Source organism: Mesorhizobium sp. M00.F.Ca.ET.216.01.1.1 (assembly GCF_004010325.2).
Taxonomy (GTDB): Bacteria; Pseudomonadota; Alphaproteobacteria; order Rhizobiales; family Rhizobiaceae; genus Mesorhizobium.
In genome coordinates this window covers 167,940-194,284 of record NZ_SADR02000011.1, presented here as the reverse complement: position 1 = coordinate 194,284, position 26,345 = coordinate 167,940, and the positions used below count along the sequence as shown (strand labels likewise).

General features: G+C 62.4%; 20 protein-coding genes. 6 read left to right on the top strand and 14 right to left on the bottom strand.

Translation table 11 applies throughout. From position 1 onward, the window contains the following. Nucleotides 1-228 precede the first annotated feature (228 nt). Together gltB and EN859_RS16555 are read left to right on the top strand one after the other, a co-directional pair. Nucleotides 229-4,950, top strand: a complete 4,722-nt coding sequence (gltB, locus tag EN859_RS16560) for a glutamate synthase large subunit (protein ID WP_127853996.1) — start codon at nt 229-231, stop codon at nt 4,948-4,950. 142 nt (nt 4,951-5,092) lie between these two features. After that, complete coding sequence (locus EN859_RS16555) at nt 5,093-6,547, top strand: glutamate synthase subunit beta (protein ID WP_127853960.1); 1,455 nt, start codon at nt 5,093-5,095, stop codon at nt 6,545-6,547. Nucleotides 6,548-6,554: 7 nt separating this feature from the next. On the opposite strand, the gene EN859_RS16550 is transcribed toward EN859_RS16555, so the two are convergent. Both EN859_RS16550 and EN859_RS16545 read right to left on the bottom strand, forming a co-directional pair. Continuing rightward, nucleotides 6,555-7,775 carry a DUF459 domain-containing protein gene (locus EN859_RS16550; protein WP_127853959.1) on the bottom strand — a complete coding sequence of 407 codons (1,221 nt, stop codon included), beginning with the start codon at nt 7,773-7,775 and terminating at the stop codon, nt 6,555-6,557. Between the two features lie 41 nt (nt 7,776-7,816). Continuing rightward, nucleotides 7,817-9,043 carry a lytic murein transglycosylase gene (locus tag EN859_RS16545; RefSeq protein ID WP_127853958.1) on the bottom strand — a complete coding sequence of 409 codons (1,227 nt, stop codon included), beginning with the start codon at nt 9,041-9,043 and terminating at the stop codon, nt 7,817-7,819. Nucleotides 9,044-9,209: 166 nt separating this feature from the next. Between EN859_RS16545 and galU the strand changes: the two genes are divergently transcribed. Next, nucleotides 9,210-10,124 carry a UTP--glucose-1-phosphate uridylyltransferase GalU gene (gene galU / locus EN859_RS16540; protein WP_189502017.1) on the top strand — a complete coding sequence of 305 codons (915 nt, stop codon included), beginning with the start codon at nt 9,210-9,212 and terminating at the stop codon, nt 10,122-10,124. A gap of 91 nt (nt 10,125-10,215) precedes the next feature. On the opposite strand, the gene EN859_RS16535 is transcribed toward galU, so the two are convergent. Next, on the bottom strand, nt 10,216-12,006 hold the full coding sequence (locus EN859_RS16535) for an outer membrane beta-barrel protein (protein WP_189502015.1): 1,791 nt from the start codon (nt 12,004-12,006) through the stop codon (nt 10,216-10,218). A 150-nt stretch (nt 12,007-12,156) separates the two neighbouring features. Here EN859_RS16535 and EN859_RS16530 point away from each other — a divergent pair, with 150 nt between their 5' ends. Then, complete coding sequence (locus tag EN859_RS16530; protein ID WP_127853956.1) at nt 12,157-13,158, top strand: KpsF/GutQ family sugar-phosphate isomerase; 1,002 nt, start codon at nt 12,157-12,159, stop codon at nt 13,156-13,158. Between the two features lie 104 nt (nt 13,159-13,262). Here EN859_RS16530 and EN859_RS16525 read toward each other — a convergent pair whose 3' ends face one another. The 7 genes from EN859_RS16525 to EN859_RS16495 all read right to left on the bottom strand — a co-directional run bounded on the left by EN859_RS16525 (nt 13,263) and on the right by EN859_RS16495 (nt 21,415). Then, on the bottom strand, nt 13,263-13,727 hold the full coding sequence (locus EN859_RS16525) for an NfeD family protein (protein ID WP_127853955.1): 465 nt from the start codon (nt 13,725-13,727) through the stop codon (nt 13,263-13,265). 23 nt (nt 13,728-13,750) lie between these two features. Further along, the gene (locus tag EN859_RS16520; RefSeq protein WP_127853954.1) at nt 13,751-14,704 is read right to left on the bottom strand and encodes an SPFH domain-containing protein; all 954 of its coding nucleotides are present in this window, start codon (nt 14,702-14,704) and stop codon (nt 13,751-13,753) included. A 149-nt stretch (nt 14,705-14,853) separates the two neighbouring features. Continuing rightward, entirely contained in the window at nt 14,854-15,918 is a 1,065-nt protein-coding gene (gene hemH, locus EN859_RS16515; protein ID WP_127853953.1) for a ferrochelatase, read from the bottom strand. Between the two features lie 174 nt (nt 15,919-16,092). Further along, nucleotides 16,093-18,135 (bottom strand): bifunctional UDP-sugar hydrolase/5'-nucleotidase, encoded by a 2,043-nt coding sequence (locus tag EN859_RS16510; RefSeq protein ID WP_127853952.1) that lies wholly within the window; start codon nt 18,133-18,135, stop codon nt 16,093-16,095. Between the two features lie 190 nt (nt 18,136-18,325). Then, nucleotides 18,326-18,703, bottom strand: a complete 378-nt coding sequence (locus EN859_RS16505; protein WP_127853951.1) for a hypothetical protein — start codon at nt 18,701-18,703, stop codon at nt 18,326-18,328. A gap of 85 nt (nt 18,704-18,788) precedes the next feature. Further along, nucleotides 18,789-20,234, bottom strand: coding sequence for a homospermidine synthase (locus EN859_RS16500; protein WP_127853950.1), 1,446 nt, complete (start codon nt 20,232-20,234; stop codon nt 18,789-18,791). A gap of 131 nt (nt 20,235-20,365) precedes the next feature. After that, nucleotides 20,366-21,415, bottom strand: coding sequence for a LacI family DNA-binding transcriptional regulator (locus EN859_RS16495; protein ID WP_127853949.1), 1,050 nt, complete (start codon nt 21,413-21,415; stop codon nt 20,366-20,368). 180 nt (nt 21,416-21,595) lie between these two features. On the opposite strand from EN859_RS16495, the gene EN859_RS16490 reads away from it, so the two are divergent. Together EN859_RS16490 and EN859_RS16485 are read left to right on the top strand one after the other, a co-directional pair. Further along, a complete protein-coding gene (locus EN859_RS16490) occupies nt 21,596-21,919 on the top strand; it encodes a hypothetical protein (protein ID WP_127853948.1) in 324 nt (107 codons plus the stop codon). A 98-nt stretch (nt 21,920-22,017) separates the two neighbouring features. After that, the gene (locus EN859_RS16485) at nt 22,018-22,461 is read left to right on the top strand and encodes a hypothetical protein (protein ID WP_127853947.1); all 444 of its coding nucleotides are present in this window, start codon (nt 22,018-22,020) and stop codon (nt 22,459-22,461) included. A gap of 70 nt (nt 22,462-22,531) precedes the next feature. On the opposite strand, the gene EN859_RS16480 is transcribed toward EN859_RS16485, so the two are convergent. From EN859_RS16480 to EN859_RS16465, 4 genes are all read right to left on the bottom strand, one after another. Further along, complete coding sequence (locus EN859_RS16480; protein WP_127853946.1) at nt 22,532-23,470, bottom strand: DUF3445 domain-containing protein; 939 nt, start codon at nt 23,468-23,470, stop codon at nt 22,532-22,534. A 53-nt stretch (nt 23,471-23,523) separates the two neighbouring features. Further along, the gene (locus EN859_RS16475) at nt 23,524-24,186 is read right to left on the bottom strand and encodes an aminotransferase class IV family protein (RefSeq protein WP_127853945.1); all 663 of its coding nucleotides are present in this window, start codon (nt 24,184-24,186) and stop codon (nt 23,524-23,526) included. Next, nucleotides 24,135-25,280 (bottom strand): aminodeoxychorismate synthase component I, encoded by a 1,146-nt coding sequence (locus tag EN859_RS16470; RefSeq protein ID WP_127853944.1) that lies wholly within the window; start codon nt 25,278-25,280, stop codon nt 24,135-24,137. Before EN859_RS16470 ends, EN859_RS16475 begins: the two co-directional genes overlap by 52 nt. A gap of 174 nt (nt 25,281-25,454) precedes the next feature. Next, nucleotides 25,455-26,294, bottom strand: coding sequence for a proton-conducting membrane transporter (locus tag EN859_RS16465; protein ID WP_127853943.1), 840 nt, complete (start codon nt 26,292-26,294; stop codon nt 25,455-25,457). Between the last annotated feature and the right edge of the window lie 51 nt (nt 26,295-26,345).

Genomic DNA, 26,345 nt, shown 5'->3' with positions numbered 1-26,345 from the left:
ACAAAATCAGGCTGGATTGGCGTATCATTTGGGCCTCTCCGGCCGCTGCCGCGAGCGACAGGTAGACAGCCCGGCTCTGGCCTGTACGATTACCAGATGCGAAGCATGCGGAAAGCCGCATGGTTTTGGCAATAATTTCGCAAGACGTGCCGCAAGGATGATAAGGGGAGCCACGCGCTTCCCGACGGAAACCAGCGCCTGACAGGCGCGGAACGGAGGAACAGGATGATGACGGAATTGACGCCATCTGCGACGAACGGTCCGGCCGCGCAGACGAAAGCGGCAGCCGTCAAAAATCCGCTGCGTACCAATACCGGCTACGCCGCCCATGGGCTTTACGATCCGCGCAACGAGCATGATGCCTGCGGCGTCGGCTTCATCGTCAACATGAAGGGTGAGAAGTCGCATCAGATCGTCAAGGACGGCCTTGCCGTGCTCGAAAACCTGACGCATCGCGGCGCCGTCGGCGCTGATCCCCTGATGGGCGACGGCGCCGGCGTGCTGGTGCAGCTTCCCGACCGCTTCTTCCGCGAAGAGATGGCCAGCCAGGGCGTCGAACTGCCCAAGCCCGGCCACTATGCCGTCGGTCACGTGTTCATGCCGCGCGATCCAGCACTCCAGGCGCACATCGAAGGCATCATCGCCGAGGTGGCGCAGCTCGAAGGCCAGCCGCTGCTCGGCTTCCGCGACGTGCCGGTCGACAATTCCTCGCTGTCCAAGGCGCCGGAAATCGCCGCGTCCGAACCGGTGCATCGGCAGGTGTTTCTCGGCCGCAGCGCCGACATAGAAAGCGAAGACGATTACGAGCGGCGGCTCTACATCCTGCGCAAGGTGATCTCGGGCCGCATCCACGAGGAGACCAAGGGCGTCGACAACGGCTTCTACGTCGTGTCAATGTCGTCGCGGACCATCGTCTACAAGGGCATGTTCCTGGCCTACCAGGTCGGCGCCTACTACAAGGATTTGACCGATCCACGTTTCGAGACGGCGCTGATCCTCGTCCACCAGCGCTTCTCGACCAACACCTTCCCATCGTGGAAGCTGGCGCACCCCTATCGCATGGTCGCCCACAATGGCGAGATCAACACGCTGCGCGGCAACGTCAACTGGATGGCGGCGCGCCAGGCTTCGGTCGATTCCGAGCTGTTCGGCAACGATATCTCGAAGCTGTGGCCGATCTCCTACGAAGGACAGTCGGACACCGCCTGCTTCGACAACGCGCTCGAATTCCTGACGCAGGGCGGCTACTCGCTCGCCCATGCGATGATGATGCTGATCCCGGAAGCCTGGGCCGGCAACAAGCTCATGGATCAAGACCGCAAGGCCTTCTATGAGTATCATGCGGCGCTGATGGAGGCCTGGGACGGGCCGGCGGCAGTTGCCTTCACCGACGGCCGCCAGATCGGCGCCACGCTCGACCGCAACGGGCTTCGCCCGGCGCGCTACATCGTCACCGACGACGATCGTGTCATCATGGCCTCCGAGGCCGGCGTGCTGCCGGTGCCGGAGGAGAGGATCATCCACAAGTGGCGGCTGCAGCCCGGCCGCATGCTGTTGATCGACCTGGAGAAGGGCCGCATCGTTTCCGACGAGGAAATCAAGTCGGAGATCGCGACCAGGCATCCGTACAAGAGCTGGCTCGCCAACACCCAACTCATCCTCGAAGACCTGAAGCCGGTCGAGCCGCGCGCCTTGCGCAGGGATGTCAGCCTGCTCGATCGCCAGCAGGCGTTCGGCTACAGCCAGGAAGACACCAAGCTGTTGATGTCGCCAATGGCGACCACCGGCCAGGAAGCGGTCGGCTCGATGGGCACTGACACGCCGATTTCGGCGATGTCTGACAGGTCGAAGCTGCTCTACACCTATTTCAAGCAGAATTTCGCCCAGGTCACCAACCCGCCGATCGATCCGATTCGCGAGGAACTGGTGATGAGCCTGGTGTCCTTTATCGGACCGAGGCCGAACATCTTCGATCTCGTCGGCAACTCGCGCCGCAAGCGGCTCGAGGTGCGCCAGCCGATCCTGACCAATGGCGACCTGGAGAAGCTGCGGTCGGTCGGCCACACCGAGGATCGTTTCGACACCAAGACGATCGACATCACCTACGCTGCGATCGAAGGCGCCGCCGGAATGCAGGGCGCCATCGACCGGCTATGCGAGCGCGCCGAAGCCGCGGTCGCCGGCGGTTATAACATCATCATCCTATCCGACCGCCAGCTCGGACCGGACCGCATTGCCATACCGGCGTTGCTGGCGACGGCGGCAGTGCACCATCACCTGATCCGCAAGGGATTGCGTACCTCCGTCGGCCTCGTCGTCGAGTCCGGCGAGCCGCGCGAGGTGCATCATTTCTGCTGCCTTGCCGGCTACGGCGCCGAGGCGATCAATCCATATCTCGCCTTCGACACGCTGCTCGACATGCACAAGCGCGGCGAGCTGCCGGCGGAGGTCGACGAATACGAGGTCGTCTCCCGCTACATCAAGTCGATCGGCAAGGGCATCCTCAAGGTGATGTCCAAGATGGGCATCTCGACCTACCAGTCCTATTGCGGTGCGCAGATCTTCGATGCCATCGGGCTGAGGTCGGATTTCGTGCAGAAGTACTTCACCGGCACTGCGACGCTGATCGAGGGCGTCGGGCTGGACGAGATCGCGGCCGAGACGGTCAGCCGCCACACCGACGGCTTCGGCAACGACCCGGTGTTGCGCAATAGCCTCGAAGTCGGCGGCGAGTACATGTTCCGCATGCGCGGCGAGGCCCATATATGGTCGCCCGATGCGGTGGCCACTTTGCAGCACGCCGTGCGCCAAGGGTCATGGGAGACCTTCAAGGAGTATTCCGCCCAGATCGACAGCGAGACGGCGCGGGCACAGACCATTCGCGGCCTGTTCAAGATCAGGCTCGCGGAAGAGACCGGCCGCAAGAAGGTTGCGCTCGACGAGGTTATGCCGGCGGCCGACATCGTAAAGCGCTTCTCGACCGGGGCAATGTCGTTCGGCTCGATCTCCAGGGAAGCGCACACGACGCTGGCGCGCGCCATGAACGCCATCGGCGGCAAGTCGAACACCGGCGAGGGCGGCGAAGAGGCCGACCGCTACCTGCCGCTGCCGGGCGGCGGTAAGAATCCCGAACGCTCGGCAATCAAGCAGGTTGCCTCCGGACGGTTCGGCGTGACGGCGGAATATCTGGTCAACTCCGATGTGATGCAGATCAAGATCGCGCAAGGCGCCAAGCCCGGCGAGGGCGGCCAGTTGCCCGGCCACAAGGTCGATGCGACCATCGCCAAGGTCAGGCACTCGACGCCGGGCGTCGGCCTAATCTCGCCGCCGCCGCATCACGACATCTATTCGATCGAGGATCTGGCGCAGCTGATCTACGACCTGAAGAACGTCAATCCGGCGGCTGACGTTTCGGTCAAGTTGGTCTCCGAGGTCGGCGTCGGCACGGTCGCGGCCGGTGTCGCCAAGGCGCGCGCCGATCACATCACCATTTCCGGCTACGACGGCGGCACCGGTGCCTCGCCGCTGACCTCGCTCAAGCATGCCGGCAGCCCATGGGAGATGGGCCTTGCCGAGACGCACCAGACGCTGGTGCTCAACGGCCTCAGATCCCGCGTCGCCCTGCAGGTCGACGGCGGCCTGCGCACCGGCCGCGATGTCATCATCGGCGCGCTGCTCGGCGCCGACGAATTCGGCTTCTCGACCGCGCCGCTGATTTCGGCCGGCTGCATCATGATGCGCAAGTGCCATCTCAACACCTGCCCGGTCGGCGTCGCGACGCAGGATCCCGTCCTGCGCAAGCGCTTCAAGGGCACGCCGGAACACGTCATCAACTTCTTCTTCTACGTGGCCGAAGAGGTTCGAGGCCTGCTTGCCGAGATGGGCTATACCCATCTCGACCAGATCATCGGCGATACCGATCTGCTGGAGAAGCGCGCGGTGATCCAGCACTGGAAGGCACGCGGGCTCGATTTCGGCAAGATGTTCCTCAAGCCGGATGCGCCGCACGAAGCGGTGCACTGGACCGAGCGGCAGAAGCATCCGATCGACGATGTGCTCGACCGCAAGCTGATAGAATTGGCGAAGCCCGCGCTCGAGGCAAGGCAACCGGTCAGCATCGAATTGCCGATCCGCAATGTCGATCGCTCGACGGGCGCCATGCTGTCGGGCGAGGTGGCAAAGCGCTTCAGACACAAGGGCCTGCGCGAGGACACGATTTCGGTGAAGCTGACCGGCACCGCCGGCCAGTCTTTCGGCGCTTTCCTGGCACGCGGCATTTCGTTCGAGCTCATCGGCGCCGGCAACGACTATGTCGGCAAGGGTCTGTCGGGCGGCCGACTCGTCATCCGCCCGCCGGAGAACACCAAGATCGTCGCGGCGGAGTCCATCATCGTCGGCAACACGGTGCTTTACGGCGCCACCGAGGGTGAGGCCTATTTCAGCGGCGTTGCCGGTGAGCGCTTTGCCGTACGCAACTCCGGTGTGGCCGCTGTCGTCGAAGGCGTCGGCGACCATGGCTGCGAATACATGACCGGCGGCATCGTCGTCGTCATCGGCAAGACCGGCCGCAACTTCGCCGCCGGCATGTCGGGCGGTGTTGCCTATGTGCTCGACGAGGAAGGTGATTTCGCCGAACGCTGCAACATGGCGATGGTCGAACTGGAACCGGTTCCGGAGGAAGACGATTTGATGGAGAAGCTGCTCCATCATGGTGGCGATCTCGATCACAAGGGCCGCGTCGACGTCTCCGGTGACATGACCAGCCACGACGAGGAGCGGCTCTACCAGTTGATCTCGAACCATGTTCATTACACGGGTTCGGTACGGGGTCGCGAGATCCTCGACAACTGGGCGGCTTTCCGGCCGAAATTCCGGAAAATCATGCCGGTCGAATACCGCCGCGCATTGATCGAGATGGAACGCATGCGCATGAGCGTGGCGGCGGAATAAGTTTTGGGAGTTGCCGGGAAGCAGGATTCCCGGCCAACGTCCTCATCGACAATCCTAACCTCGGACTGAAGGTTGCCATGGCTGCCTTGTGAGGTTAACGGGTGCGCCGGTAAGCGCGCCTCTGGACAGCAGGAACTGGACTATGGGCAAGGTAACTGGGTTTCTCGAGATCGACCGGCAGGTGCACAAGTACCAGCCTGCTTCCGACCGCATCCGGCATTTCCGTGAGTTTACGCTGCCAATGTCGGATAAGGAGGTCGAGAAACAGGCCGCACGCTGCATGGATTGCGGCATCCCGTACTGCCACGGGCCGACAGGCTGTCCGATCCACAACCAGATCCCGGACTGGAACGACCTCGTCTATAATGGCGATTGGGACAATGCGATCCGCAACCTGCATTCGACCAACAATTTCCCCGAATTCACCGGCCGCATCTGCCCCGCACCTTGCGAGGAAGCCTGCACGCTGAACCTCGAGGACATTCCGGTCGCCATCAAGACAATCGAGCAGGCGATCGCCGACAAGGCTTACGAAACCGGTCACATCAGGCCTTATCCGCCGGAAAAGAAGACTGGCAAGCGCGTCGCCATCATCGGCTCGGGACCAGCCGGAATGGCAGCCGCCCAGCAGCTTGGCCGCGCCGGCCACGACGTCCATGTCTATGAGCGCGAGAGCCGGCCGGGCGGTCTGATGCGCTACGGCATTCCCGACTTCAAGATCGAGAAGCACTATATCGACCGGCGCATCGAGCAGATGCAGGGCGAGGGCGTGAGCTTCCATTGCGGCCTCAATGTCGGCGTCGACAAGCCGGTGGCGGAGCTGCTCGCCGAATACGATGCCGTGCTCTATTGCGGCGGCTCGGAGACACCGCGCGCTGCCAACATTCCCGGTGACGATCTCGACGGCGTGCACGATGCGATGCCGTATCTGGTGCAGCAGAACAAGCGCATCGGCGGTGAGCCGATCCAATCGGTGGCGTGGCCTTCGCCGCCGATCGTCGCCGGCGGCCAGCATGTCGTCGTCGTCGGCGGCGGCGACACGGCCTCCGATTGCGTCGGCACTGCGTTTCGCCAGGGCGCCGTTCGCGTCACCCAGCTCGACATCCGCCCGCAACCCCCGGAGAAAGAAGACAAGCTCTCGGTCTGGCCCTACTGGGCGACGAAGATGCGGACCTCGTCGTCGCAGGCCGAAGGTGCCGAGCGTGAGTTCCAGGTGGCAACGCTCGAATTCATCGGTGAAGACGGCCAACTGACCGGCGTCAAATGCTGCGAGGTCGACGAAAAGCGCAAGCCGATCTCCGGCACCGAATTCGTCATCCGCGCGGATCTGGCCTTCATCGCTATCGGCTTTGCCGGGCCGACCACCCAAGGGCCAGTGTCGGAACTCGAAGGACAGATGAAGACCGTCACCGACAGCCGGCGCTCGAAGAACGTCGAGGCCAACGACCGCGACTACAAGACCAGCGTTGACAAGCTCTATGCGGCCGGCGACGTGCGCCGCGGCCAGTCGCTGGTCGTCTGGGCGATCCGCGAGGGACGCCAGGCGGCGCGAGCGATCGACGAGGCGCTGATGGGATCGAGCGTGCTGCCGCGCTGAGAGCCGCCTATCGATTGATGGCGGTCGTGGTGTCGGCTGCTGCGGTCGCGGGTATCTTGGGCGGCCGGGAGAAATCGTCGGCGCGGCCCGGCGAGGCATCGGGGGCCTTGCCCTCGATGATCAGTTTTTCGCCGGGCAAATTCACATTCGCCTTTGTCGGCGGCGCGGCGCCGAGAAGTTCCGAGCCGCCGTCGAGCGCCGGATCATTGAGCAGCATCGGCACGGTGCGGTCGACCACGATAGGGGCGGCAACGGGCGCCGGTGCCTCGACAGGGGCACCAGCCGGCGCAGAGGCCGTGACGGCACTTCCGGGCGTGGTCAGACCGAGGATCTTCATCAGCGGTTTTTCCGTATAGAAGGCAAGCTTGCGCTTGCCAGCCTTCGACACGTTGATGCCGTCGTCGGCGCGCAACCGCACGGCCTGGCCGTTGATATCCGGCCCCGTGGTGACAAAGGCGCCGTTCTCATCAACGAACCCGTCCCAGATGTCGACGAATTCGCCGCCATGCTTCTCGGCCGCCGAACGGTAGACGTCGTTGAAGGCCAACATGTCGGAGGTCATTTTCGACACCCGGAATGCCGGCATGCCGACCCATAGGAACGGCACCTTGGTCGACGCTATAGCGCCGCCAAACGCCTCGGTCCGGCGTTCATATTCGTTGGTCCAGTTCTCGGATCGCGGCTGTTCACGGACATCGCCGACGCGCATTTGCTGGCGGTCGTTGGAGCCCAGCATGACGACCACGGCTGCCGGCTTTTCGGCCTCGATCACTGATTTGATCTGTTCGGGCCAGTTATAGAAATCATCGCGTACGAAACCGGATGAACCATTGCTGCGGACGACGATCTTGACGCCGGGGTTTTCGGCAAAGGCGGTGTCCAGACCTTCGGCAAGGCCAGCTGCCATGAAATCGCCGACCACCAGGACGACACGGGCATCCGGCGCCTTATCGACAATCGGTATTTCCGGTTCGGCCGGCGGGCGAGGGGCCCGGGGTTTTCTTGCCTTGGGCCTCGGCCTTGCTTTCTGGACTTCGAGCGGCGGCTCGATCCACTCGCTTCTACGCGGAAACAACAGATCGCGCAGCGACCAGCCACGGTTTTGCTGTTCCTGAGCCATGGCTGGCGCATGAAAGACGCTGGCGACACCGACCGCAAGAACGGCAATGGCCAGAAGCAGGATCGGCATGCGACGAACGATCGTCAGGATGCGCGCGACCGAAACCAATCACCCTCTCCATCCCTAGGCGGCTCCAGCTTTAAGCGGCTCTATTTCTGCCGGAGCCATTTGAGCACTTCCATGCTCGGATACCCGTCTTGGGTCAAGCCGGCCTTTGCCTGGAAGGCCTGGATGGCGGCCTTCGAGCCGTCGCCGATCTTGCCGTCAAACTTGCCGTCATAATAGCCGTGCTCGGAAAGCCTTTGCTGAAGCTCCTGCCTTTCCTCGAAGGTGAGCTTGGTGAAAGGCCGTTTCCAGTCCTGCACAAGACCACCATAACCGGCGATTTCGTCGGCAAGAAGGCCGACGGCAAGCGCATATTTGTCGGCATTGTTGTAGCGCTTGATGACCGAAAAATTCCTGATCATCAGGAACGCCGGCCCGCCACGACCGTCCGGCACCTTCAACGTGGCCTTGTCCGAGCCGTTCCTGAACGGCTTGCCGTTGGCGCGGGTGACACCCAAGGCCTGCCATTGCGACAGCGACTTCGATCCGTTGGGGAATTTCTTTCCGTCCGGAAGGCGGACCTCATAACCCCAGGTCTTGCCGGCCTGCCAGCCATTCTTCCTGAGCAGGTTGGCAGCTGTCGCCAGTGCGTCGGGAATCGAATTCCAGATGTCGCGCTTGCCGTTACCGTCCATGTCGACGGCGTAAGACTGGTAGCTGGTCGGGATGAACTGGGTGTGGCCCATGGCACCGGCCCAGGAGCCGCTCAGGTGACTTTCGTCGATGTCGCCCCTCTGCAGGATCTTCAGCGCCGCGATCAACTGGGTGCGGGCAAATTTCGAGCGTCTCGGGTCGGCATAGCCAAGGGTCGCCAGCGAACGCACCACATTGCGCATGATGTCGTCGCGCTTTAGGATCTCGCCGTAGTTCGATTCCATCGACCAGATGGCCAGCAGAACGTTGCGGTCGACGCCGTATCTCGCCTCGATCCTGTCCAGCCACGGCTTCCATTTCCTGGCCATCTGCTGGCCGACGGCGACCGACTGGTCATGGACGCGGTTGTCGAAATAATCCCAGGCGGGAGCAGTGAATTCAGGCTGAGTACGTGCCTTTTCCAGCACCACCGGATCGACGTCGCTGATGCCCTTGAAGGCCTGGTCGTAGACGGCGCCGGAAACACCGCTCTGCACCGCGACAGCGCGGAAGCCGGCGACCCATTGCCGGAAACCGGCATCAGCAAAGGCGGGTCCTGCAGGCATCAGCAAAGCGAGCGAGAGGCCGGTGGCCGTCATGACGCTTGCCAAGCGCTTTGCGGTGTTGCGAACGGACATCTTTTCCTCCTTCTTCATCTCAGGAAGATCATTCATCACCGAAGCCGGTTAGTATTTGGTTTACCATAGGGGCCGTCGGGAACGAAAAGGTGTGTCGGTGCGTATTTCTTATTCCGGCGCGAAAATGTCTCGCAGCGGGATTGCCGAACCGGCGTGCAAGCGGATAATTGACAGCATGAAGAGAGTTCGCAAGGCAGTTTTTCCGGTCGCCGGTCTCGGCACGCGGTTTCTCCCGGCCACCAAGGCCATCCCCAAGGAAATGCTGACCGTCGTCGACAGGCCCGTCATCCAGTATGTGGTCGATGAAGCGCGCGAGGCCGGTATCGAGCATTTCATCTTCGTCACCGGCCGCAACAAGGCAGTCATCGAAGACCATTTTGACGTGCAGTTCGAACTCTATGACACGCTTGCCCAGCGCGGCAAGGACGACCAGCTCGCTCGCCTGCAGCGGCTGCAGCCTGCTCCGGGCCAGACCAGCTTCACCCGCCAGCAGGTGCCGCTCGGCCTTGGCCACGCCGTCTGGTGCGCCCGCGAACTCGTTGGCGACGAGCCCTTCGCCCTGCTTTTGCCTGACATGATCATGCAGTCGGAAAAGAGCTGCATGAAGGATATGGTCGAGCTCTATGCCGAAACCGGCAACAACATCGTCGCTGTGCAGGAATGCGATCCGGCCGAAGCGCATAAATACGGCATCGTCGGCCGCGGCGAGGATACGCACCACGGCTTCCGCATCACCGGCATGGTGGAAAAGCCGCAGATCGGCACCGCGCCCTCCAACCTCTACATCAACGGACGCTACATCCTGCAGCCGGAGATATTCGGGATCCTCGAGGGCCAGGAAAGAGGTGCCGGCAATGAGATCCAGCTCACCGACGCGATGCTGAAGCTGGAGCAGCAGCAGCCGTTTTACGGCTTCCACTACCAGGGTCGCACCTTCGATTGCGGATCGCCAGAAGGTTTCGTCGAAGCCAACGTAGCCTTTGCGCTGTGGCGCAGCGACATGAACGCAAGCATGGCCGGCGTCATCCGCACGCTTCTCGACGAACTCCATCCCTCCGAACGCTGGGGTGCCGCGTTCTAGAGCCTGATCCATTCCGATTGAATCGGGATGCGCTTTCTCGTTTGGCCACGATCTTATCCGAAAACCGGCCCTCATATTTCGGGATCAAGGTCTAGCGCTGGAGCTTCAGGCCGACGAAGATGCTGTTGCCGGTATAGTTGCGTCCCGGCAGATTGCTGGTCTGCTTCTCGGTCCGGGCGCGGGTAGCCAGTCCGGCGTAGCGGTTCAGCCACCATGTAAGCCCGGCCTCGGCGCTCAGCCTCAGATCGTGACCGTTAGAGCCGACGTAGTCGCGCCAGTCCAGGCCCAGAACAGCGTTTCCGGTCAGGTTGGCGCGGATTTCCCGCTCGCCGGTGAGGCGGCCCGAATAGAGGATGTCGCCGCTTTGGCCTGCGGTCGTGGTGCCCTCGACGGTCGTCTGGCCGATGAGGCCGATCGTGGTGCCGCGTTCCGGCGACCATTTGAGGTCGGCGTTGACGGTTGGGCCTGAAATCGCCTGCAGGCGGTCGTCGTCGATGGCTTCGCGCAGCCAGCCGGCCGAGAATTCGCCGGCAAGCTTTTCGCCGAGGTCGAGTTCGATGCCGGCCCGTGCTCCAAGCCGTGTCGAGGATCGCTCAAAGCCGTTGCTGTCGACGCGCAAATCATAGGCCCGCCGGCCGACCTCGACCTCGGTGAAGGGTGTGATGGCAGGGGAGATCTCGTAGCCGGTACGCAAGATCGCCGTATAGAGCGTAGAGTCGCGGTCCTTTTGCGACAATGATCCGCCCATCGAAAGCTTGGCGTCGCCATAGATGTCGTGTTCGACCGCGCCGGTCAGCGCGAAGCGCATCTTGCCGGCATCCTTCTCGACGGCAAGGCTGCCATTGATGGTCTGCCGCACCGGCTGTGAGACGGTGCCGACGATGACGACCGGCGAGGAGGCCGACTCCGGCACCGCCTCGTAGCCGAGCTTGGCGATGGCGCGCAGCTCATTGTCGAGATCGACGTTGAGCGTGCCTTCGACGCGGCCTTGCGCGTCCGAGACCTCGTCACCGGATATGGTCTTGCGAAAGATGCCATAGCCGTCGACCGTCGCGGAGTTCTCCCGCCAGTCGGAGATGGCGCTGAAGCGCAGCGCCGATTCCGACAGCAGTGCCGGCTTGCCGCCGCTGCTGGAATCGGCGTTCGACGATGCCGTCAGGCCTTGCTCCAGCGTCGGCCTGATGACGAACGAGCCGAGCTTGATGCCGGTCGCAACAAAGGGATCGTCCTCGGCTTTCTTGTCCTGGCCTTCGATCGCTTCGGTACGCTCGGCACCGGGATCAAGCTTTTGTCTTTCGGCGCTGTCGATGGAGACGGCACGGCGGTTGGGTGTGTCGTCGTCCGCATCGGCCGTGGTATCGCTGTCGTCTGCGGCTGTTATGGACGCAGTCGTGACGTAGTCTTTTTTTGCTTTCTTCTTGTCTGTGACCTTGGTCTTGTCCTCGGCCTTGTCCGCATCGGTCGCGCGCTGCTTTGCGGTCGAAGGCCGGCGGGTCGGGGTGGGAGTTGGATTGCCGGCAAAAGTATCGTCTGTGGCGGCCGGGTGGTCGAAAATGTTGCCGGTCGCAGCAGTTGCGCCGGTGTCGTCGTCCGGCACAGCGCCGGGACTTGCCGGCAGATAGGTGGTCGCTGGCGTATTGTCCTGGGCGGTTGCGTTGGCCGGCGGCGCCTTCTGCCCCTGGGACCTGACCATGCTCAGCTGCCTGGTCTTGCGCTGCTGGTCGGCTAGAATCGTCGATTCCGAAACCTCGCCGCGCAGTTCGGTCTCCTGGGCGCAAAGCAAAGCTGGTCGCAGCAGAGCGAAGATGCTGGTCGCCAGCAGCAGAGCACGGATGCCCTTGCCCCCTCGACCTCTTTTCTTTTCAGGCTGGGCCCCCGACATCGTCACCACTGCTTGCGCGGCGCAGGCGCGCCATACTTACCGAACCGTAAATGGGGATGGTTAACGGACGGTTGAGGCCGCTGCCTCTCAGTCCTTCAGGTTGGCAATTCCGTTGGACAGCCGGGCGGCAAAGCGCTAATCGCATCAGCCATGCATGCGGGATCCCCAGAAAAGAAGCCGCTGGACAGGCAGGCTTCGATCGCCTCGGCGCTCAGGACGGTGGCGACCGAACAGGCCGGCATCGCAGAGCTGGCCGCCGCGCTCGAAAACGGACTGGCCGAACCGTTCGCGCGGGCCGTCGACATGGTGTCGCGGATCGATGGCCGCGTCATCGTCACCGGGGTCGGCAAGAGCGGTCATATCGGTTCCAAGATCGCGGCGACGCTTGCCTCGACCGGCACGCCGGCTTTCTTTGTCCATTCTGCCGAAGCCAATCATGGCGACCTCGGCATGATCGCCAGGGACGATGCCATCATCGCCTTGTCGTGGTCTGGCGAAAGCCTGGAACTCAAAGGCATCATCGCCTATTCCAGGCGTTTCTCGATCCCGCTGATCGCCGTCACTGCCGGAGAAACGTCGGCGCTGGCGCGCAAGGCTGATGTGGTGCTTCTGCTGCCGCGCGCGCCAGAAGCCTGTCCGCACGGCCTTGCGCCGACGACGTCGACGCTGCTGCAACTGGTGATGGGCGATGCGCTGGCCATTGCCTTGCTCGAAGCACGGGGCTTTACGCCGGACCATTTCCGTACCTTCCATCCCGGCGGCCAACTCGGCGCCAACCTGACGCAGATCCGCGACATCATGCATGTCGGCGACAGGCTGCCGCTGGTGTCTACGGGCACAGGAATGCGCGAGGCGATCCTCGAATTGTCGCGCAAGGGGTTCGGTTGCGTGGCGATCACGGCTGGCGACGGTGCGCTTATAGGCATCATCACCGACGGCGACATCAGACGCCACATCGGCAGCAATCTTTTGGAGATGAGCGTTGATGAGGTGATGACCCGGGGGCCGAAAACGGCCAGGCCGGACACGCTGGTGGCGACGGCGCTGCAGACCATCAACACGTCAGCCATCACCAGCCTGATGGTGGTCGAGGGTAGTCAGCCGGTCGGGCTTGTCCATCTGCACGACCTGCTGCGCATCGGCGCGGCATAACTCTTTTCCGCCTCGAAAGGGATGAACTTGGCATCCCGCTCTATCTGTTTGTTTTAGCCGCATTTCTGCGACGCCAAGTGATTCCACCTGGCTGCAAAATGCTCCTAGACCGCCTCGACCCTCAGTTCCAGATCGGTCTCGGCGGCGCCCGTCACCCGCACTTGCGTACCGGCCGGCAGGTCGGGACCGGAAACACGCCACAGCGTGTCGCCGAGGCGGATGCGGCCACGGCCGTCCTTGATCGGCTCGGCAAGCGTCGCCATCCGGCCAATCATCTGTGCGCCGCGGCGGTTGAGCAGTGGCTGGTCGGTCACGTCATGGCGCCCGCCGACCAACTTCTTGCCGACAAAGGCCGAAACCAGCGACAGCGCCAGAAAGGCGAGAACCTGGACCTGCCAAGTCCAGAAACCGGCATCCCAGATCAGTAGCGAGACCGCGCCGATCAGCAGGGCGGCGATGCCGATCCACAACATGAAGACGCCTGGCGCGATAACCTCCATCACCAGCAGGATGAAGCCAAGAACCATCCAGTTCCACGGGCCAAGCTCGGAAATGATGCGGTCAATCATAGTGCCCACCTACTCCAGAGGCATCAGGTCTCGCTGGGGCGAACCACCGGCGGGCGTGCCGCCTGCCGTTGCGGGCCGGCGGCTGAGCCGTCGCCTTTGAAGATCTCTTTGGCGATCTCGCCGATGCCGCCGAGCGAGCCGATCAGCGACGATGCCTCGAAAGGCATCAGAACGATCTTCGAATTTCCTGCCATGCCGATTTTGCCCAGCGCTTCGGTGTATTTTTGGGCGACGAAGTAGTTGAGCGCCTGAACGTCGCCCTTGGCGATCGCGTCCGACACGACCTGCGTGGCGCGTGCCTCGGCCTCGGCCGAACGTTCGCGCGCTTCGGCGTCGCGGAACGCGGCTTCCTTGCGGCCTTCCGCTTCCAGGATCTGCGATTGCTTGAGGCCTTCGGCGGCGAGGATCTGCGCGCGCTTGTTGCGTTCGGCCATCATCTGGCGGCCCATCGATTCGACGAGGTTGGCCGGCGGATTGATGTCCTTGATCTCGACGCGGGTTATCTTGATGCCCCAGGGGTGTGCTGCCTCGTCGACGACGCGCAGCAGGCGCTCGTTGATTGCGTCGCGGTTGGACAGAAGCTCGTCGAGGTCCATCGAGCCCATGACGGTGCGGATGTTGGTCATCGTCAGGTTGAGGATGGCGTTCTCGAGGCCGGCGACCTGATAGGCCGCCTGCGCCGCGTTGAGCACCTGGTAGAAGGCGATGCCGTCGACGGCGACGATGGCGTTGTCGCGGGTAATGATTTCCTGCGTCGGGACGTCGAGCACCTGCTCCATCATATTCATCTTGGCGCCGACGCGATCGACGAACGGCACGATCAGGTTGAGGCCAGGGCTCAATGTCTTGGTGTAACGGCCAAAACGTTCGACGGTATAATTAAAACCTTGCGGGATTGTCCTGATGCCTTTGAACAGCACGAGCACGACAAGAGCGACAAGAACAAGAATCGCGATATCGAAACCACTGAAATCCATTTGGCTCTCCCTCAAACGCCGGCCACGCAGGCGTTTCCGCGCAACTGACCCCACAAAACACTTAAGTGTGTTTCAGAAATGTTACAATCAGGTGATCGCGTATTGGCAGTGCATAGACCAGCCGAGCCAGCAACGCTCGCGGTTTTATTTCAAACCCAGCCCGACAGCTCGCGCCGCACCATCGCCTCGATCACCGCCATGCCTTCGGCGCTGTCGTTGAGGCAAGGGATATGTGCGAATTTCTCGCCGCCGGCGTGATGGAAGGTCTCGGCCGCCTCCCTGCCGATTTCGTCCAGTGTCTCGATGCAATCGACGGAAAAGCCGGGGTTGACGATGGCGATCGACTTCACGCCCTCATGCCCGAGTTTCTCGACCGTCTTGTCGGTGTAGGGCTGTAGCCATTCCTGCGCACCGAAACGCGACTGGAAGGTGGTGATCAGCTTCGTGTCGCTCCAGCCGAGCCTTTCGCGCAGCCGCTGCGTCGTCTCGAGGCAATGGGCCTGATAGGGGTCGCCCTTGTCGGAATAGGGTTTCGGGATGCCGTGATAGGAGGCGATGACCACCTCGGGCTCGAAGTCGAGGCTTGCCAGGTGCTTTTCGATCGAATGGGCGAGCGCATCGATATAGACCGGCTCGTCATAGTAGGGCGGCACACTACGGATAGCAGGTGCTCGCCGCATCTTCATCAGCGCGCGGAACAGCTGGTCGTTGGCGGTCGCGGTGGTGGTCGCCGAATATTGCGGATAGAGCGGGAACGAAAGGATGCGGTCGCAGCCTTGTTCGACCAGCCTTTTGGCCACGCTCTCGGTCGAGGGATTGCCATAGCGCATAGCCCAGTCGACCACGACATCGGGAAGGTCACTGAGCGCCTTGCCAAGCTTTTCGCCCTGGGCGCGGGTGTAGGTGCACAGCGGTGATTCGTTGCGTTCGCGGTTCCAGATCCTGGCGTAGTTGGCGCCGGACTTCTTGGGCCGGGTGGTGAGAACAAGGCCGTAGAGGATCGGATACCAGATCGCCTTGTTGAGCTCGATGACGCGCGGATCGGAGAGGAATTCCCTGAGGTAACGCCACATCGGCTTGAAGTCGGTGCCGTCGGGGGTGCCGAGATTGACCAGCATGATGCCGACCTTGCCAGTCTTGGCCGGCATATGTCCCGCCGGCAACGGGCCGCGAGCCTTCGCGGCTTTGCCATCGACAGGGCTGGAAAGGGTCATAGGGGTCTCCGGATACAGCGCGGAAACCAGGATATACCGATCCTGGAGCATCTTTGCTCTAACGATGTGGCGCCGGTTTTCAATGCAACGTCTGGCCGCACCTTATCTCTAATAACTCGAAAGCAGAAAACCCGCCCGGTTGCCCCAGACGGGTTTCAGCGCTGAGGAAGCGAATTACTTCGCCGCTGGGATGGTCAGGGTCGCGCCGATGGGGAGCCGGCGCGGCTCGTAGGCCTTGTTGGCGTCGGAGATCATTTTCCACTTGGTGCCGTCGCCATAGGCCTTCTTTGCCAGGTCCCAGAAGGTATCGCCGGCGACGATGACGTGGCTGCTTTCGGCTGGTGCGGCCTCAGCCGGCTTGGCCGGTTCCGCTGGGGCGGGTGGGGCCGGGGCGGGTGTTGCAGGCGCCGCCTCGGCCGGTTTTGTAGGCTCGGCCGGTTTTGCGGGCTCGGCAGGTGCAGGCGTCGCCGGCGCGGGTTCCGCCGGAACGATCGGCGGCGTCTGGGCGATATTGCCCGAGCCGTCTGGCAACGCGGGCATCGCCGGTTCGGCGGGTGCTGCTGCTGTCGGCTTGGCCGGTTGCGCGGCCGGGGCCGCTGCAGTGGTTGTGGCGATCTCGGTGATGCGGCCATCGAGCTTCGGCGTGTAGGGCCGGTGCGCGCCAAGATAGTCGGCGACCACCTGTTCGAGGCCTGGACCGTAATCATAGGCGTTCTTCGCCTTTTCGGCGAAGACCTTGTAGCCGTCGCCGCCCTGGCGCACATAGTTGTTGGTAGCGACCAGGTAGTCCTTGTCGGGATTGAGCGGGGTCCAGGCGCCGCCTTCCATCACCTCGACCGACTTGACTCGGCCCGCATTGGGCACAGCCGACTTGTCGAATGAATATTTCAGGCCGGCGACCTGCGGGAAGCGTCCAGCGCCGTCCTCGAGCTGGCTGAGGCCGTTTTCCAGCCCGGCGATCAGATCCTTGCCGGAAATCTGGAAGGTCGCCACCGTGTTCTGGAACGGCAGCACCGTCAGCACCTCGCCCATGGTGACGGTGCCCTGGTCGATCGAGGCGCGCAGGCCGCCGCCATTCGAGATGACGATCTCCACACCCTGGTCCTTGACGCGATCGAGGACGGCGTCGGAGACGAGATTGCCCATCTCGCACTCGCGGGCGCGGCAATTGTCGCGGCTGCCATCGATCGGCTTGGTGGTCTCGGCGACTTCCTTGTTCTTCAAGGCCTCGATCGGCGCGCCAAGCTCCTTGATCCGGGCGAGCACGGCTGGGTCGGGCGTGATCGACTTATCGAGATGGATCGGGTCGCCGCTGGCCTGCTTGACGACGCCGTTGTCGTCGAACACGACCTTGAACTCGCCGAGATATTTCGAATAGGACGCTGCCTGGACAACCGGCACCTTGTAGCCGTCCGGATTGTCGACCATCGTCGGATAGGGGCCTTCCGCCTTGGGATCGGTGTTGGACAGCAGCGAATGGCTGTGGCCGCCGACCACCACGTCGATACCCGGAATTTTCGCAATGACGTCGCGTTCGCGCTTGTAACCGATATGGGTGACGGCGATGATCTTGTTGATGCCTTGTCCCTTCAGCTTCTCGACCTCGGCGGTAATCGACTTGACATCGTCCTCGATGTTGATGTTCGGGCCGGGGGAGGCGAGCTCCGGCGTGTCGTTGGTGACGGCGCCGACGATGCCGATCTTCTGGCCGCCGACTTCGAGCACGATCGAGGGCTTGACCCGATCGCCAAGCTTGGATTGGTCGTTGGCCTTCACATTGGCGCCAAGCACCGGAAACTGGATCATGTCCAGGAACGGCGCCAACGCACTTTCGCCATCGTCGAACTCATGGTTGCCGAGCTCCATGGCGTCGAACTTCATCTGGTTGAGGAATTCGCCTTCGGTCTTGCCCTTGTAGGTGATGTAGAAGAGCGAGCCCTGGAAATTGTCGCCGGCGCTGAGCAGCAGCAGGTTTTGGCCTTCGAGCTTTTTGCGCTCCTGGGCGATTGCCGTGACCAGCCGCCCCGCGCCGCCGATGCACTCGCCCTTGGTTTCCTCCTCGGCCGAACAGGTCGACTCGTATTTATTGTTGCTTTCGATGCGGCTGTGCCAGTCGTTGATGTGCAATATGTTCAGTGTGTAGTCGGCAAAGGATGCTCCGGCCGACAGGCCAAGCGTGGATGCCGACAGCGCGGCAATGGCGGCGATCTTTTTCATTTTTGTCTCCCAGATGACCTGACCAGAGGCGTTTAACGCTCTTGCTTGACTGGAATGTAACAGCCCTCTCAAGACCATGTTCACACCCTGTTTTGGCGGATGCAAGCAGAAATCGGGTTGGACTTTGCCGGCGCAAAAAAGGACGGCGGCCACAAGCCGCCGTCCCTCGATAAAGCGGATGCCGGTTGGTTCAGACGCGTCTGGTCAGCACGAAGTTCTGGCCGGTCGCGCTGGTGCAGTTGAGCTGGCTGGTGGATACCAGCAGGCAATTGAAGCTGATCGGCTGCTGCCGGATCAGCGATGTGCCGTTGATCGCGACCGAGGTGGTTCCGGTCTTGGTATAGCTGCCATCTGCAAACTTCTCGCCGGTTTCGGCAGAAACGGTCGTGAATTTTCCGCCGTTCAATGTCGAGACTGCGTTGCCTTCAGCGTTGAGCCAGGAGCCTTCGACCCCTGTAGGCGCCGCCGCTCCCGGCGGCTCGCCCGGGCCGCTGGTCGCGCAGGCAGCGAGCATCGTCGCAAGGGCGCCCGCCAGGCCCATAGAAAGAACTTTGCGCGCAATCACCATCTGAAAATCCTCTCCTCAGTCCGCAGCTCTTCAATCGCCCGATTTCCGGGCGATTGCAAGGCGGTGGGGCCTATTGGCAGAGGTGCTATCGCACGAGGATGTTGCGGAATTGCCACGGGTCGTTTTTGTCGAGATCCTCGGGGAAAAGGCCCGGGCGATTATCAAGCGGCGTCCAGTCGGTATAGTAGCCCTTGACCGGCCCGAGATAGGGGCTCTGCACGTCCAGGCAGCGCTTGTAGTCCATCTCGTCGGTCTCGACGATGCCGGCCTCGGGATTTTCCAGCGCCCATACCATGCCGGCCAGCACGGCGGAGGTGACCTGCATACCGGTGGCGTTCTGGTAAGGCGCCAGCTTGCGCGCCTCCGCAAGCGATAGCTGCGAACCATACCAGTAGGCGTTCTTGTCGTGGCCGTAGAGCAGCACGCCGAGTTCGTCGAGACCATCGACCAGTTCGTTCTCGTCGAGCACGTGGTGCACGGTTTGCGCCTTGCCGGCGGCGCCGAACATCTCGTGCAGCGACAGCACCGCGTCGTTGCAGGGATGGTAAGCGTAATGGCAGGTCGGGCGGTATTGCACCTTGCCCTTCTTGCCGCGCAGGGTGAAGAAGTCGGCGATCGAAATCGCCTCGTTGTGCGTCACTAGGAAGCCGTATTGCGGGCCGGGCGTCGGGCACCATGTGCGCACACGCGTGTTGGCACCCGGCTGCTCCAGATAGATCGCCGCCTTCGAGCCATACATGTGCTGCCTGGCGTTCTTCGGCATCCACTCTTCGTGCGTGCCCCAGCCGAGTTCGGCCGGCTGTAGCCCTTCCGAGATGAAGCCTTCGACCGACCAGGTGTTCCAGAACACGTCCATCGGCTTCGGCTTCTTGGTGCGCTGGGTGTCGCGCTCGGCGATGTGGATACCTTTCACGCCGGCCTTCTTCATCAGTCTGGCCCAGCCCTCGCGATCAGTTTGGGCGGGCTCGGAAAACTCCAGCCCAAGATCGGTGGCCAAGTTGACCAGCGCCTGCTTGACGAACCACGAAACCATGCCTGGGTTGGCGCCGCAGCACGAGATCGCCGTGGTGCCGCCCGGGTTCTTCTCGATCTCCTCGCGCACGGTCTCGCGCAGCGCATAGTTGGTGCGTGAAGCGTTGTCGGCCGTTTTGTCGAAATAGAAGCCGAGCCACGGCTCGACCACCGTATCGACATAGAGCACGCCGAGCTTGCGGCAGAGCTTCATCAGTTCGAGCGAAGAGGTATCGACCGACAGGTTGACGCAGAAACCCTGGCCACTACCTTTGGTCAAAAGCGGCGTCAGCAGCTTCTTGTAGTTCTTCTTGGTCACCGCATCCTGCATGAAGGTGATGCCGCGCTCGTCCAGCAGCCTGCGGTCGGTGTCGCGCGGGTCAATGACCGTCATGCGCGACTTGTCGAACTTGAAATGGCGTTCGATCAGCGGCAGCGTTCCCCGTCCGATCGAGCCGAAGCCGATCATCACGACAGGGCCGGTGATTTCACCGTAAACGGGCCAGTTTTCATTCGCCATTTTATCGAATACTCCTTCGAACAAGGGGAAAAGCCGGGGATTTTTTGCCGGACTGCAAAGCGCTACAACCACAGATTATTGTCATAAACCAGCGAAAAGCGCCAAGGCCCAGGCGACGCGTGCCCGTCCGTTCAGCGGATTTTTGCCCTCGGCGCAGCTGTGGATGCCCGAACCACCAATTCTACGGGCAGGACGATCTGCCGGGGTGCTGCGTTGTCAAGAATCATGCGGGCAGCAAGCCGGCCTTTTCCGATCACGTCTTGCGCCACAGTCGTCATCGGCGGCGTGGTGCGTGCAGATTCAGCAGTGCCATCGAAGCCAATGACCGATACATGGCCCGGCACGTCTATACCGCGACGAACCGCCTCGTCGAGTATTGTGATCGCCTGCCAATCCGACATGGTCAGGATTGCGGTCGCCTCCGGCACACAGTCGAACACCATCGCTCCGGCAGACGGATCCCCTGGCGTTGTCTCGATGATCGGGACATCATCGATCGACAAATTCGCCTCCGTCAAACCCTGTCTGAAGCCGTCGAGCCTTTCGTCGTCGAGCGAGAAGCCGGCTAGAAGCGGGCGCTTCGCCTGTCCGGGCATATGGACGATCGGAGGGCCAGAAGTCCGGCGCACGGACAGGATGGCAAAATGCCGATGTCCCAGCCCTGTCAGATGCCGGACGGCTGCAACCGCGCCACTTCTGCCGTCGATCTTTATCGAATTGATGTCGGGGCCTGCATCGCTTTCGAGAATGACAAAGGGGAGGCGCCGTCGTTGCGCCGAGGTTATGAGGCCGATGTCGGCGCTGTGACCAAGAATGAAGCCGTCAACCAGGGCCTCGCGGATACTGGCAATGCGCGTATTGTCGGTGCCGTTTACAAGGCTGAGCGTCACTCCTGCCTCGTCGCAGGCGAGCGAAACGCCTAGCACCAACTCGCGGCCATAGGGACTTCTCATCACGTCGGCGATGGCGTAGGCACCAGGCGGCATGAACCCGATGGAATTGAACTTGCCGTGGCGCAGCAATCGTCCTTTCGGATCGGGGCCGCCAAATCCGAGCGCTCGCGCAGCCGCTTCGACGCGCTGGCGCAATTCAGGCCTCACCAGTTCCGGCCGGTTGAAGACATTGGAAACTGTCCCCCGGGAAACCCCGGCGGCTTTGCCGACATCGGCTAGGGTTGGCATTTGCGATTCCTCATTTTCCGTTCAGTTAGCCCATTTTTTGGAGCGCTCCAAGAATTTGTTGACTCAGGGTTGGAAGAGGCAGATCGTCAATTTGGAGCGCTCCAAAACGCATTATGAGCCTAAGGTACCGAGAATTGAGATGGCTTTGGTGACAACAGTCACAGCCAAACGGAGGGAGTTATGGTGGAAGCTTTTCCAGCCTCGCTTATCGGTAAGACATTCGATTGTGTTTTCGGCTCCTTCGTACCCCGGCTAACGTTTTTCTCGCCGGAGGAATTGCACGTGCAGGCGTCGATTGGAGCTACTGAAATTGATGAGATGGTCAAGGTCGACCTGACCAGCGTACGCCCGAACCTCGTGCTCGTGAGTTGGACGGAACAGAGCGGCAACTTCGTTGTGCAGCTGCAGGATCATGAAAATGGGATCGTCCATAATTATGCGCGGCTGGCCGACGGACAGCTCTTCTGTGCCCAGGGCGCTATTCAATCCATTCCGGCGGCGTAACATGGCATGCCGCGTCGTGGCCAGGCGCGGCAGCCATGTGCGGCCGGCACACTGCTGAAGTGCCTGTCATCGATTTCTCTAATGAGGAGGAAAGTGCGATGGAAATCGCTTACGACAGTCATCTGCTTGCCCGCGTTCTTCTGAGCCTCGCGACCATTGGCTACGGTGTGGTGACGATCAAAGCCGACTTGAACGCCACCCACGCCACCAATCCGCTGTGGACTCCCCACGCCCGGTTTCACGTCGTCTGGCAGGTGCTGAGCTACACCGGAGTCGCGCTGATTGCGCTGGGGCTCATCTGGATCAAGGGGCAACTCGAAGCCGAACGGCTCTATCTCGCCGGCGGATTGGGTGCCGCCATGTATGGAGCCTTCTTCGTGGCCATGCTCTCGCGACCGATCTATGGCGGTGTGCTCTACGACGAGAATGGCTATTTGCCGTTCCGGCCACCATTCGGACCGGCGGGTTGGCGGTGGGACGTCAACGTCACCGTGTTTACCGCGATGTCCACAATCCTGCTGCTGGGCCTGGCGGCGATTTAATGCAAGTGCGCAGCGGTTTTGGGATGACGACAAAGCGCATCGCATGGATCACTCCAGATGCGACGCGCTTTTAGGACAGCGCCAGCGTCCTGAGCATGGTGACCAGCCGGTCGCGGTCGGCCGTCATGCCCTTGTAGTCGAGTTGCGCCTCGTCGAGTGCCTGCAATTCAGCGGCGAAAGATGCCGCGAGCGTTGCCCCTTCGGGGTGGCGGGCCAGCACCTTGAGCGGGTCGAGATGGACGCGGATGGTGAACAGGATGTCGCGCGATACCGGCAGCTTCCGCAGCGTCTGCCGCTCGACGCGGATGAAGGCATGGGCGTCGATGTCGCCGTCCGGGAAACTGGACGGGCGGTTGGTGGCGCGGTCGATGCGTTCGAGGCCGGAGAGCGGATGGTAGAGCGCATCGCCAGCCTGGATCGACCAGTTGTAGCGCTCGACCGCCTGGCCCTGGAGACCGTCGAACATGCGGTTGATGAGATCGGCCGGGCGCGTGCCCGGGCCGAAGCCCGGCACCGGCGCATGGATCTGCTGCAGCGGCCTGCCGAATTTCTCGATCAGCGACCATGACGAGGGAAAGCACAGCGAGCCGGCGACCAGCCGCCAGCCGCTGTCGTCCCGGCGCATCAGGATCAGGTCTTCCTGAACGAGCAGCGAGGCCGCGACCAGAGGGGCGTCGCTGAGATCATCGGCTGTGCAGATACCGGCTGAATCGCACGCGGCGCCGGTCAGTTCGATGCCGGCGCCGGAGCGCAGGTAGGCGTGCCGGAATTTCGCTGGCAGATGCGCGCCGAGCAGATCGAGCACTTCACGCTGGGCCTCGCGCGTGCCGTCCTCCTCGACAAAGACCTTATCGGGGATTTGCGCGTAGAGGCGGCGCTTCTCGGCGTGATAGAGCAGCAGATGCTCGTCGACCTCGATCCATGCGTCGAGGTCGAGCGGCTTCAGCCCGATGGTGAAGAGCTTTGATGAACCGTCATAGGGCGTGTGGGTCGGCGAGCGGAAATTCATGCTTGTCTGCAGGAGTCCAATGCGGCAGCGATCATTCTCGTATCCGCTTCGTATCAGCCCAATTTTGCCGGGATCAACCCGCGCAGCGAATTGCCGACGAAAAGCGCCTTGGCCGACTTCAAATCATCCAAGGTATAGATTGCTTCGCGGGCGCGGCCTTCATCCAGCAACTCACCGCGCAATACGCCAGGCAGCAAGCCGCAATCGAGCCGCGGCGTCGCCAGCACGCCGTCGCCGAAATCGGCGAAGACATTGGTGATCGTGCCCTCGCAGATTTCGCCGCGCTCGTTGGCCAGCAGCACCTCGTCGGCCCGGCTGGCGAGATATTCCGCGCGTGCCCGCTGGTAGGTCTCTCGACGACTGGTCTTGTGGCGCAGCAGCATGTCGCCCGAATCGAGCCGCGTCCGCGCCAGTTGCAGTCTCCAGACCTTGTCGGCGGCGAGCGGCTCGTAGGGCTGCACCGAGGCGGTCATCTCGCCATTGCGCGACAGAAGGAGGCGCATGCGCAGGGCGATTTGTTGCCGGCCGACCGTGTTCATGAGCACTTCGCCGACCCTTTGCGGATCGCAGGCAAAGCCGAGCTCCGCTGCCGAGCCATAGAGGCGCGCAAGATGGCGATCGAGGCGGAGGAAACCCTGGCCCGGTTCCCAGCGCATGGTCTCGATCAGCTCGAAATCGGCAGCGTTCCCGTCGCGAAGCGCGCTTTCAGCAGGCACTCCTGATACTCCTCCTCAGCCGTCGAATCGAAGACGACGCCGCCGCCGATATTGTAGACGGCCTCGCCGCCAGAAAAGAGCGAGATGGTGCGGATCGCCACGGAAAAGCGCATCGTGCCGCCCGGCGCGATCCAGCCGATGGCGCCACAATAGACATCGCGCGGCGTGCCCTCCAGGTCGTGCAGGATCTCCATGGCGCGGATCTTGGGAGCGCCGGTGATCGAACCACACGGAAACAGTGCCGCGAAGATCTGGCGGATGGTCATGTCGGGCAACAGCTTTGCCCGCACGCGGCTGACCATTTGATGCACGGTCGGGTAGCTCTCGATGCGGAACAGCTCCGGCACCGCCAGCGTGCCGACCTCGCTGATCAGCGAGATGTCGTTGCGCAGGAGATCGACGATCATCCGGTTCTCGGCCTGGTTCTTCTCGTCGTTGCGCAAGAACGCCTTCAGCCGCTTGTCCTCGGCCTTGGTCGCACCGCGCGGCGCCGTGCCCTTCATCGGGTGCGTTTCGATCATGCCTTCGGCATCGATTTTGAAGAACAATTCCGGCGAACGCGACAAGACGATTGGATCGCCGAGCGCAACCAGGGCGCCATACTTCACCGGCTGGCGTTCGGTCAGCGCATCGAAGGCCGCCAGCGGATCACCCGACCACTGGGCATGGACCGGAAAGGTCAGATTGCCCTGGTAGCAGTCGCCCTTGCGGATGTGGTCGTGCAGCTCGGCAAAGCGTTTTGCATAGTCTTCGAAAGACCAGGCCGCCCTGGCGTCGAAGATCGGACCGTTGCTGGCCGGCGCACTGCTGCGTGGCAAGGCCTGGTCGGCCGGAGCATCGAAGACACCCAGGCAAACCAGCGGCGCGCGCCGGCCCGCCGGCAGCAGTGGAACGAGCTTCGGCTCGAGCAGGTAGCCCGCCTCATAGGACAAATAACCGGCCAACCATTTGCCGGCTCCGTGTGCGGTCTGCGCGGCTTCCAGTGCCGGCAGAAAATCTTCCGCCTCATGCGCCACAATGATCTCAGCCGGATTGTCGAAGACGAGCTGGCGAGCGCTCTCGTCATTGCGGAAGATTGCAGAGGGCAGGGACATGGGGCTCGGATGCTGCGGTCGATGGCGCCAGTGATCGCTCTATATGGGGCCCCGGCCTTGCGCAATCGAGAGAACGGCGTCTCAAGACGCAAAGACGGCCTTAATCCAAAAAGCAAACTGGCGGCGCCCGTCACGGACGCCGCCAGTTCGCCATATGCTCATGCGGCAGGATGATCAGGTGTTGCTGGCGGTGCCCGCAGTCGGGAAGCGGAGTGCAAATTCCTTTTCGTCGCCTGCGGCAAGCAATTTCGCTTGCTCGATCCAGCGCTCGCGCTCGATGCGTCCGTCGAAGTTCAGGACTTCCTCGATCCGCTTGACGTCGGCTGGTGTCCAGGCGGCGATCTGGGCGTAGGTCGTGACCCCTTGCCCCTTGAGCAGCTTCTCGTTGGCCGGGCCGACGCCGATCAGGCGCCGCAGATTGTCGGCCTTGCCGGCCACTGCCTTGCCGGGCGTCGATGCGGCTTTCCTTGCCGCAGGAGCGGTCTTTTTCGGCGCAGTACTTGCCTTGGGTGCAGCCGCCTTCGACGCAAGAGGCTTTGGTGCGGGTGCCGCTTCGGCGGGTTTCTTGGCTGCTCCAGTCTTGGCTGCAGATGATTTGGCTGTAGCTGGCTTGGCTGCAACTGGCTTGGGCACAGCAGACTTGGCTGGAGCAGCTTTGGCCGGAGCAGATTTAGCTGCCGCGGACTTGCCCGCTGCAGATTTGGCTGCTGCAGGCTTGGCGCGTGCGGATTTGGCTACCGCGGGTGTTGCCATCAGGGCTGACGGCGCTGGGACAGCTGCCTTCGCGGCGCCCGTTTTACTGGCTGCGGATGGCGCCTCAGCGCGGGCACGACCGCCCGCCTCCAACTCGCCGGTCAGGCGGTCGGCATCGGCGCGCAGCCTGTCGCGCTCGCTGCGTGTGCGGTCGAGATCGCCGCGCAAGCTGTCGAGTTCGCCACGCAGGCGTCCCCAGATGAACCAGCCAACCAACACACCTACAAGGAAGGCCAGGAGCATGTAGAAAAAAGTGCCCATCTTCTTCTCTCTCTCTCTCCAGTCGGATCTGTCTGCCGTGGCCCGGGAGTC

Bases quoted from the DNA above. Each gene is read 5' to 3' on its own strand.
- EN859_RS16485 (WP_127853947.1), top strand. From the start codon at position 22,018: ATGGAAATCGCTTACGACAGTCATCTGCTTGCCCGCGTTCTTCTGAGC.
- EN859_RS16500 (WP_127853950.1), bottom strand. From the start codon at position 20,234: ATGGCGAATGAAAACTGGCCCGTTTACGGTGAAATCACCGGCCCTGTC.
- EN859_RS16465 (WP_127853943.1), bottom strand. From the start codon at position 26,294: ATGGGCACTTTTTTCTACATGCTCCTGGCCTTCCTTGTAGGTGTGTTG.
- EN859_RS16545 (WP_127853958.1), bottom strand. From the start codon at position 9,043: ATGTCCGTTCGCAACACCGCAAAGCGCTTGGCAAGCGTCATGACGGCC.
- EN859_RS16530 (WP_127853956.1), top strand. From the start codon at position 12,157: ATGCATGCGGGATCCCCAGAAAAGAAGCCGCTGGACAGGCAGGCTTCG.
- EN859_RS16470 (WP_127853944.1), bottom strand. From the start codon at position 25,280: ATGTCCCTGCCCTCTGCAATCTTCCGCAATGACGAGAGCGCTCGCCAG.
- EN859_RS16525 (WP_127853955.1), bottom strand. From the start codon at position 13,727: ATGATTGACCGCATCATTTCCGAGCTTGGCCCGTGGAACTGGATGGTT.
- EN859_RS16510 (WP_127853952.1), bottom strand. From the start codon at position 18,135: ATGAAAAAGATCGCCGCCATTGCCGCGCTGTCGGCATCCACGCTTGGC.
- EN859_RS16555 (WP_127853960.1), top strand. From the start codon at position 5,093: ATGGGCAAGGTAACTGGGTTTCTCGAGATCGACCGGCAGGTGCACAAG.
- gltB (WP_127853996.1), top strand. From the start codon at position 229: ATGACGGAATTGACGCCATCTGCGACGAACGGTCCGGCCGCGCAGACG.
- EN859_RS16490 (WP_127853948.1), top strand. From the start codon at position 21,596: ATGGTGGAAGCTTTTCCAGCCTCGCTTATCGGTAAGACATTCGATTGT.
- hemH (WP_127853953.1), bottom strand. From the start codon at position 15,918: ATGACCCTTTCCAGCCCTGTCGATGGCAAAGCCGCGAAGGCTCGCGGC.
- EN859_RS16480 (WP_127853946.1), bottom strand. From the start codon at position 23,470: ATGAATTTCCGCTCGCCGACCCACACGCCCTATGACGGTTCATCAAAG.
- EN859_RS16520 (WP_127853954.1), bottom strand. From the start codon at position 14,704: ATGGATTTCAGTGGTTTCGATATCGCGATTCTTGTTCTTGTCGCTCTT.
- EN859_RS16495 (WP_127853949.1), bottom strand. From the start codon at position 21,415: ATGCCAACCCTAGCCGATGTCGGCAAAGCCGCCGGGGTTTCCCGGGGG.
- EN859_RS16535 (WP_189502015.1), bottom strand. From the start codon at position 12,006: ATGTCGGGGGCCCAGCCTGAAAAGAAAAGAGGTCGAGGGGGCAAGGGC.
- EN859_RS16505 (WP_127853951.1), bottom strand. From the start codon at position 18,703: ATGGTGATTGCGCGCAAAGTTCTTTCTATGGGCCTGGCGGGCGCCCTT.